The sequence below is a fragment of the Cetobacterium somerae ATCC BAA-474 genome (genome assembly GCF_000479045.1).
GTDB lineage: Bacteria > Fusobacteriota > Fusobacteriia > Fusobacteriales > Fusobacteriaceae > Cetobacterium_A > Cetobacterium_A somerae.
This window is the reverse complement of sequence record NZ_KI518142.1, coordinates 1-8,130: the sequence shown is the minus strand read 5'-3', so window position 1 is coordinate 8,130 and position 8,130 is coordinate 1. Positions and strand designations below refer to the sequence as shown.

The 8,130-nt window shown below is 26.0% G+C and carries 9 protein-coding genes; 1 reads left to right on the top strand and 8 read right to left on the bottom strand.

What is annotated here, in order from left to right; genetic code table 11:
- On the top strand, positions 1–927 hold a 927-nt coding region (locus tag HMPREF0202_RS14945), incomplete at its 5' end, for an ABC transporter substrate-binding protein (RefSeq protein WP_040406675.1).
- A gap of 323 nt (positions 928–1,250) precedes the next feature.
- Here the strand turns inward: HMPREF0202_RS14945 and HMPREF0202_RS06525 are convergent.
- The 8 genes from HMPREF0202_RS06525 to HMPREF0202_RS06490 all read right to left on the bottom strand — a co-directional run bounded on the left by HMPREF0202_RS06525 (position 1,251) and on the right by HMPREF0202_RS06490 (position 7,658).
- Positions 1,251–1,889 carry a flavodoxin family protein gene (locus tag HMPREF0202_RS06525; protein ID WP_023052331.1) on the bottom strand — a complete coding sequence of 213 codons (639 nt, stop codon included), beginning with the start codon at positions 1,887–1,889 and terminating at the stop codon, positions 1,251–1,253.
- 20 nt (positions 1,890–1,909) lie between these two features.
- The gene (locus tag HMPREF0202_RS06520; protein ID WP_023052330.1) at positions 1,910–2,188 is read right to left on the bottom strand and encodes an HU family DNA-binding protein; all 279 of its coding nucleotides are present in this window, start codon (positions 2,186–2,188) and stop codon (positions 1,910–1,912) included.
- A gap of 145 nt (positions 2,189–2,333) precedes the next feature.
- Entirely contained in the window at positions 2,334–2,600 is a 267-nt protein-coding gene (locus tag HMPREF0202_RS15400; RefSeq protein ID WP_023052328.1) for a hypothetical protein, read from the bottom strand.
- A gap of 251 nt (positions 2,601–2,851) precedes the next feature.
- Positions 2,852–3,628 (bottom strand): hypothetical protein, encoded by a 777-nt coding sequence (locus HMPREF0202_RS06510; protein WP_023052327.1) that lies wholly within the window; start codon positions 3,626–3,628, stop codon positions 2,852–2,854.
- 439 nt (positions 3,629–4,067) lie between these two features.
- Complete coding sequence (locus tag HMPREF0202_RS06505) at positions 4,068–4,448, bottom strand: thermonuclease family protein (protein ID WP_023052326.1); 381 nt, start codon at positions 4,446–4,448, stop codon at positions 4,068–4,070.
- 31 nt (positions 4,449–4,479) lie between these two features.
- A complete protein-coding gene (locus HMPREF0202_RS06500; protein ID WP_023052325.1) occupies positions 4,480–5,151 on the bottom strand; it encodes a hypothetical protein in 672 nt (223 codons plus the stop codon).
- The gene (locus HMPREF0202_RS06495) at positions 5,151–5,849 is read right to left on the bottom strand and encodes a ParA family protein (protein ID WP_023052324.1); all 699 of its coding nucleotides are present in this window, start codon (positions 5,847–5,849) and stop codon (positions 5,151–5,153) included. The genes HMPREF0202_RS06500 and HMPREF0202_RS06495 overlap by 1 nt, the downstream gene beginning before the upstream one ends.
- Positions 5,850–5,858: 9 nt before the next feature.
- On the bottom strand, positions 5,859–7,658 hold the full coding sequence (locus HMPREF0202_RS06490) for a hypothetical protein (protein WP_023052323.1): 1,800 nt from the start codon (positions 7,656–7,658) through the stop codon (positions 5,859–5,861).
- Positions 7,659–8,130 lie beyond the last annotated feature (472 nt).

The window sequence follows — 8,130 nt, the reverse complement described above, 5'->3', positions numbered from 1 at the left end:
GGATCATATATGACATTAAAAAGAAATGATGATTACTTTAGAGGTAAACCTGCTATTGAAATAGTTGAAGTTAGAGGAATTCCAGAGGAAAATAGTAGAGTTATTGCTATTGAAACTGGTGAGCATCATATTACTGGTGATATTGATTCTATTGGTAGAAAAATTCTTGGAGATAGAAAAGGTATTAGAGTTGAGGAGATTAGTTCTCTTGGAGTTGGATACTTGGGGATTAATACAGAGAAAGGTGCTCTTCAAGATAAAAATGTTAGAAAAGCAATTGCAATGGGAATTAATAGAGATATTATTATCGAATCTGTTTTAAATGGTGCTGTTGAAAAAGCTAATAGTATCTTAGGTCCTGGAGTAGTGGGATATTCTAAAGAAACTACTCCATTTGAATATAATCCTGAAGAAGCTAAAAAACTTTTAGAAGACTCTGGTTACAAAGATTTAAGTCTAACTTTAGTTACAAGTAATAATGAACTTAGAAAACAGATGTCTGAAATTATACAAGCTCAGTTAAAAGAGATTGGAATCAATGTTAAAATTGAAATCTTAGAGTGGGCTGCATTTCTAAGTGCAACTGGAACAGGAAAAAGTGATCTTTTCATGCTTGGGTGGTCTAACTCATCTGGAGATGCTGACTATGGTATTGGTTCTGTTCTTCATAGTAACATGAAAGGTTCTTCTGGAAATAGAAGTTTCTTTGATAATCCTACTTTTGATGCTCTTTTAGATAAAGGAAAAGTTGAATTAGATTCTACAAAAAGATCTGAACTTTATGCTCAAGCTCAAAATATCATGAATGAAGAAGTTCCTATTCTACCAATCTACTTTATGCCTGCAAGTGCTGGTATTAGAGAAGAAGTTAAAGGATTTATTCAATCACCTATCAATAATCCTACTTTTTATAAGTTATCGTTTTAATCTCTCTAAATGAAACAAAAAAAGAGTTCACTGAAAAAGTCATTTTTTAAGTGAACTCCTTTTTCTTTTATACTATTACTCTATTATTTTTCATAACTCTACCTTTAAAAACTAGTGAAACCTTATTTGACATCCTACCACTAAAGTGGTAAGCTTTACAAAATTTACTGTAAATTTGTTTACTATGAAGATATATAACTACTTAGCTTTTAAATATAAGGTATATCTTAATGAAACTCAAGCGAATGCAATTAATCAAATTTTTGAAGGTGTATATTAACTACTCATTGAGTGTGATTTATATATTTGACATGAGTCAGATACTAAACACTTTTCCCCATTTGATATGCTTCTTGTAAAACAGGCAAAGAACGAACTATTCCAGCCTCCATAACATTAGTCGCATAAATTCTTCCTCTAATCTCATAACGCTGAAAATGTTCTACAAACCCGTCAAGATCACCAAGTGAACGATTAATTATATCTTCTCCTAATCCTGCAGAAATAATATAATATACCTCTTTATATCCTAAGTTCTGCCAAATCGGATAAGTTCTATCAATAAATGTTTTCATCTGTGCGCTTACTCCATAAAAATAAACTGGAGTAGCTAGCACTAATACATCCGCCTTTTTAAACTGCTCAAGAATTTCATACATATCATCTTTCAAAATACAGATTCCACCATTTTGCATACATACATCACAAGCACGACAAAATCCAATTTTTTTCTCTACAAGTTGAATCAAATTAAGTTTATGTCCTGTGAATTCTGCACCTGCTTTAAACTGTTCGCATAACATTTGTGAATTCCCTGTTTTTCTTGGACTACTAGATATAATTAAGATATTTTTCATATATGTCTCCTTTTCTTTTAAATTATAGCTTCTCATTATTATATTGTTTATAATTTTAATATTTAAACCATGTAAATTTATAAAATAAAAAAGAAGCAATCCCATGCTTGCTTCTCTTAATTACATTATTTTGCCACTTTTTCTGCTAGTCTTTTTCCTACTCTAAATTTAACTACTCTTTTCTCTGGAACTTTTATTTCTTCTCCAGTCTTAGGATTTCTACAAATTCTTGCTGATTGAGTTGTAGTTTCAAATTTTCCAAATCCTAATACCGATAAATTATCACCTTTTACTAAAACCTCTTCTAAAGTTGAAAAGAATCCATTTACCAATCTCTCAGCATCTTTCTTTGTTGTTACTTCCATTTTCTCTTGGTATAATTCTATAAATTCTTGCTTTGTCATAGTTATTTCTCCTTTATTAGTTAACTTCCTATTTTTATTAAAGTATAGCTTATATCTTTCTTTTTTTCAATAACTTGTTTTTTTTATTAATTATTTTAATTTAAAGCTATATCATATCTTCCATAGCTACTTTCTCTATTAGAAATTATACATACTTATCACCTAATGTAAAAAAAATGATGATAATATTCCCACTATCTCTAGTACCATGATAATTCATCGCTAACATGTACATTTTTTTTAATTTATTATCTATAATTTTTTCGATTTCGGGTGTTCTATCTTTCGGGTTACCCGAAAGATTAACTTCAATTCCTTTTGCTACTATAACTGGTTTCTTAGCATCTACAATTTCTAATAATTCATTTCTTTTTACAACTGATTCTGTGCCAGCTTTTAGAAGTTGGTACACTAACTGGAGTGAGTTATCATATCTTTCTAATTTAATTGAAAATTTAAATAGCCAATTTAGAAAAGTTAGTAATTCTATATCTGCTTATCCTAGTGATGATACTCTCTTAAAGGTCTTTTATCTTTCTGGTAAAAATATTTAAAATAAAAAAAGCTATCTTAGTAACAATTACCTTTAAAGTAACTAATCTAAGATAGCCTATTTGGACATTTAAAATTTGATAACTAAGAAGTTAATTTATACTAAATTTATTAAATTGCAGAATATAGACTTTCTACATCTCTTTTTTTTATATTAATTTTTTCATATACTGTCTTTATCTCTTCCTTTACACTATTTTTAGTAATCTTTTCTATCAACTCTTCAAAAGTTACCCAATTCAATGTAAGTTTTTTTATATTTTCTTGTATTAAGGAATCTAAATTTTCCCCTTCTTTCCAAGGAAGTTCTGATTTTATCATTTCAAGCTCTCTTAAAATTATACTTGAATCTAAACTATACTCTCCATATTTATACCCGTAAAATCTTGAATTTAATTTTTCTTCAAAACAATTTTTATATTTTTTAGGAGTAAGCAAAACTACATATATTTTATTTATTGATTCTGGATTAAAACTAAAATACAGTGCATTATCAATAACTCTTTGAAGTTGATTTCTTATAGTGCAATACTTTACTCCTACTGAAATATCGCTATCCCACTTTGCTTCTAAAAATAAAAAGTGCTTTTCTTGATTTTTAGAATCATATTGAATGCCGGATTCAGTTCCTTCTCTCTTTTTAATACTTCCCATAGCTAAATCTAAATTAGTATTTCCTTCATGTTTTCTTTGACTATAAGGTTGTGCTTCTAAAAATAAAAAAGGATTATTGTGACTTTCCCCTGTAAGTAATTCATAAAGTTTTCCTTCTTCATTAGCATCAGAATAAGCTCTTACAATCTTGTATACTAACAAGGCTTCATCTTTTGTTTCCAATGGTTTACTTGAGAAATTATCATCTAATTTTTTTGAACAAATTTTTTTCATTTATTTCCTCCTACTATTACCTTATAATTTCCAAAATTGATATTTAACAAACCCCTTTTTTTATTGCTTTTCTCAATAAAATAACTATATTTTCTTGAAATTTTAAATTATAAGATTTTTGCAATATATCCATAAAATCTATAATTTCCTTTTGTGTAATTTCTTTTTGTAATTTTCTTATTTTTTTTATATCTTTAATCCCTACTTCTGAACTAGCTGAGTAAATTTGTTTGAATATATTTTCATCTATACTTTTTCCTATCTCTCCATTTTTAAATATCTCTAATATATTATCTTTATTTAGTATAGAGATACCTTAATATATAACGATTGTCAAATTAATATTAATATAAAAATGACTTCCTATAATAGCTTAACACTATTATAGGAAGTCATATACTTTAAGACTCTCTTACATTTTTTTACTTTTTAGTTATTCTCATTTTTTATTTTTCTTTCTAAACTCCCAAGGTGGCGTAGGATTTTTCTCTTTCCATAATCCTAATCCTTCTAATTTAGCTTTCTCTTCAGCAGCAGCAAATTCTAAATTTTTCTTAGAATATTGCTTATACCACCAAGCATTTCCTGTTTCTAGCATGTAAAGATTTACATTTTTTCCATTATAATAAACCTCTCCAACAACTCTACTATATTGATCTTTATCCTTAACATCAATCTCTACAATTTTACCATCTATCATCTTTTTTAAAACATCTAAAGACTTTATTCCATACTCTTGCTTTTTTTCTGGAGCATCAATTCCATAAAATCTAACTCTAACTTTTTCTCCATCTTTTAAAACAGTTATCGTATCTCCCATCAATAAATCTATACTTATTCCTATAATTTTATTATCTGCTTTTTTTTAAAATATTTAATTCATATTCTAATTTTTTTATCTTTTGATAATATTCTGCTATTTTTTTTTCTATTTTTTCTATTTTTTCAAAACCATTATCTATAATTTCAACTTCTTCGATTTCGGGTGTTCTATCTTTCGGGTTACCCGAAAGATTAACTTCAATCTCTTTTGCTACTATAACTGGTTTTTCAGCATTTACAATTTCTAGTATCTCTTTAACATTTACTTTATCTTTTATTTTAGAAATAGTTTTTATTGCTTTTTCAGGTATCTCAAATATCCTTTCGTTTGCAACTTCCATAAATAATTCATTTCTTTTAAGAAGCATATATACAAAATCTTTTTTAAAACCTAATGTTTCATACCATTTTATAAATGATCCTGTTTTAGCTGAAGCTAAAGTTTTTTGAGCTTCATAAAATATTTTTGATAAAGCTATTGTATTTTTAGAAAGTTCATTTGCATGGTGAATAGCTTTTTCTTCAAATATAATCATTTGCTCTTTTTGTAGATTTTCAAGTTCAAATTCATCGTAATTTAAAATTGGATTATACTTCTCTTTAATTTCTAACACTTCAATTTGAGATGTAACTTTTTGGATATTAGTTTCTTTAAATTTTTCTCCTAATTTATTTGCTATTTTTACATTGATTTTTTTCATTAAGACACCACCCTAGCAATTTCTATTAAACTATTTTGTATTTCATCTATTTTTTTTGAACTGCTTTCTAAAACTGTTTTTCCTTGATGTGTTAATTCAGATAAAAATGCCATTTGTGGTATAGGTTCCGCAAAATAAATTGAATTTCCTTTTAAAAAATCTCCTAATATATTTTTCCAAAATTTCTCTGACTTTGTTTTAGAAAATTTATTAGGCACAATCGCCTTCACTTTTGCTAAATCTACTTCATTTGATAAATTTAAAATTCCCTTACAGCTTGCTGTATCTAACATAGTTGGTATAACTATACTATCTGCAAGTTCTAGAAAACACTTATCTATATTTAATATAGGTACTGAGTCAATTAAAATATAGTCATATTCAGATTTTAGTCTTTCTACTAAAATCTTTAATTTTTTATCAAACCCTCTTTTGAAATTACTGCTTGTTAACGGAATATAATATAGATTTTCTCTTAGTGCGACCATATCACCATCACCTTTGTCCAACCAATTTTCTAATCCTTCATTAAATTCAATATCAACACCTGCATACAGCATTACATTATTTTGTGAGTCAGAAGTTAGAACTAATATCTTATTATTATCTATATTTGAAAGAATATGAGCTAATTGCAAAGTAAGCCATGATTTACCAACTCCACCCTTATTATTCTTTATTGTAATAACTTTTCCCATGTTTCCTCCCTATTTTAATTTCTCTGCTATAGTTTCATTTATTTCGTCTATTGTTAATTTCTTTAAAATGAATTTAGTCCCTAATTCTTTTAAGATTTCTCTTTTTATTTCTAAAATTTTTTCATCTGTTAAATCTAAAATCATTTTATACATCTCAATACTTTTATTTATTATATCGTTAAATATTTCTAGTTCTAATACTAAATTATCATCAACTTTTGTATTTGTTTCGTATACTTGTACTTCTTCTATTATTTTATTTTTATGTAAATTATTTTTAGATATATATTTATAAACCAAGCTATTTTTAGCAGCTTTAAAAGCCATTTGCTGAATTTTTGTTTCTTGGCCGCACTCTTTAATATACTCTCGATATGTTTTTTCTTCAATATCTTTTTTCATACTATCTGATAAATTATTATAAAATTTAACTATATTTTCATCAATTTGAGAAATTTCATCATTTTTCCTTACTTCTTCTTCTTTTAAAACTATTTTATTAGAACTTTTCTCACTATTTTCCTTGATTAGAATATCATCCGCCCAATTATTTTCAAGAGCTTTTAAAAAATATGCCTTAGGGCTTGTAACCTTTTTTTGATTAGACATATATATTGCTGTAGCTTTAACTTTTTCATATCCATAATTTTCAATTGATTCTTTTATAATTTTAGGCATAGATTTTAATGTTTTAGCTTTAGATGGCATTTTTTCTAAAATTTCAAATATCATTTCATTTGTAGCAATAATAACTGGCTCTGCTTCTTCAATATTCTTTTCTGTAAAACTTATAGCTAAATTATTATAAATATTTTTAAGTTCTTTATTATCTTCATCAAAACGTTCTTGCTTTAAAATATTATGAGCTTCATCAAAATAAATTTCAACATCAGATTCCAACCATGTTGATGTTTTAATAAATTTAAAATCTTTTATAAGATGTTTTTGTTTTAACTCATTAAAAGCTTTTTCTAAAGTTTTAATTGTTGTTGATAAAGTTTTTTTCTCATATTTTAAAGGTATTTTTTTTATTAATGCGAAAACTGATTCTCTAACATATAACTCTTCAAATCTTATTTTTTCAATAAGCATATATAACGTTCTTGAAACACTAGAATTTATATCTAAAAGAATATCTGAATCGTATACCAAATATCCTCTTTTCACGATGTTTTTGTAAAAATGGTCGGAAATTCTTATAATATAAACTTCTCTAATACGTCCATCTTTTATCGTATTTTTTATACTTTCATTACCAGATAAATCTAACTTTTTAGATTTAAATGTCAATATTGGGGTACTAACTTCCTCTTTTAAAATTGCATTCATTTCATTTGAATACATTGTATTCTTAAAATTATAACTTGTCTCTGACAATCTTAATAACGCTCTTTTTATTTCGCTAATATAATTATTAGAATGAGTTTTTACAGCATCTTTTATTTCTTTAGCTGTAACAATAAATTCCTGTGTCATCCCTTTCTCTTTCATTAATTTCATTAGGGCAATAAAAACTCTTTCTTCTCCTTCTCCTGGAATCAACTCACCACTAGAAGGTTTTACTGTTATATAAGTGTCTCGGTTCTTGTTAAAAAAATAAGTTGTTATTTCGTTCTTTTTTCTTTTGGTATTTTTACTAAAAATTGGAAATTGAACTATATTCATATCCATTCGAACCAAAGCTTTATTCTTTATATATTTTTCATCAATAGATATATCCTCTTCTAAATAATATGTAGGACCTGTATCTATTGTTTCAATAAAATCTGTTCCATCTGAATGAATTAAATCATTTATTTTTTTAGACATATACTTCTCCTTTTTTTATATGAAAAAGACCCAAATTAACAAGGTACAAGTCATAGAATTTCACAAAAATATATCTTGTTCATTAAGAATTTTCTATATAATAACATATATTTATCAAAAAATATAGATATTTTCATAAAAATATACCTTGTTCATTAAGAAAATTGATATGTATAAAACATATACCTTATTAATTTGGATTATATATCTTGTTAATTTGGATGGTTATCCTTGTTAATTTGGATTATAACCCTTGTTAATTTGGATTATAACCCTTGTTAATTTGGATTAATAAAAATATGAATAAAACTAATAAAATCAACGGTAATATCACTAAAAAACATGTGTAATTTTTGTACATAACAAAAAAACAATATATAACAAAAAAACAACAAGAAACAATGTATAATTTTTAAAATAAGTTTTAAAAGTAAAATAAACGATTTAATTTTTAACATTGAAATATCTTGAT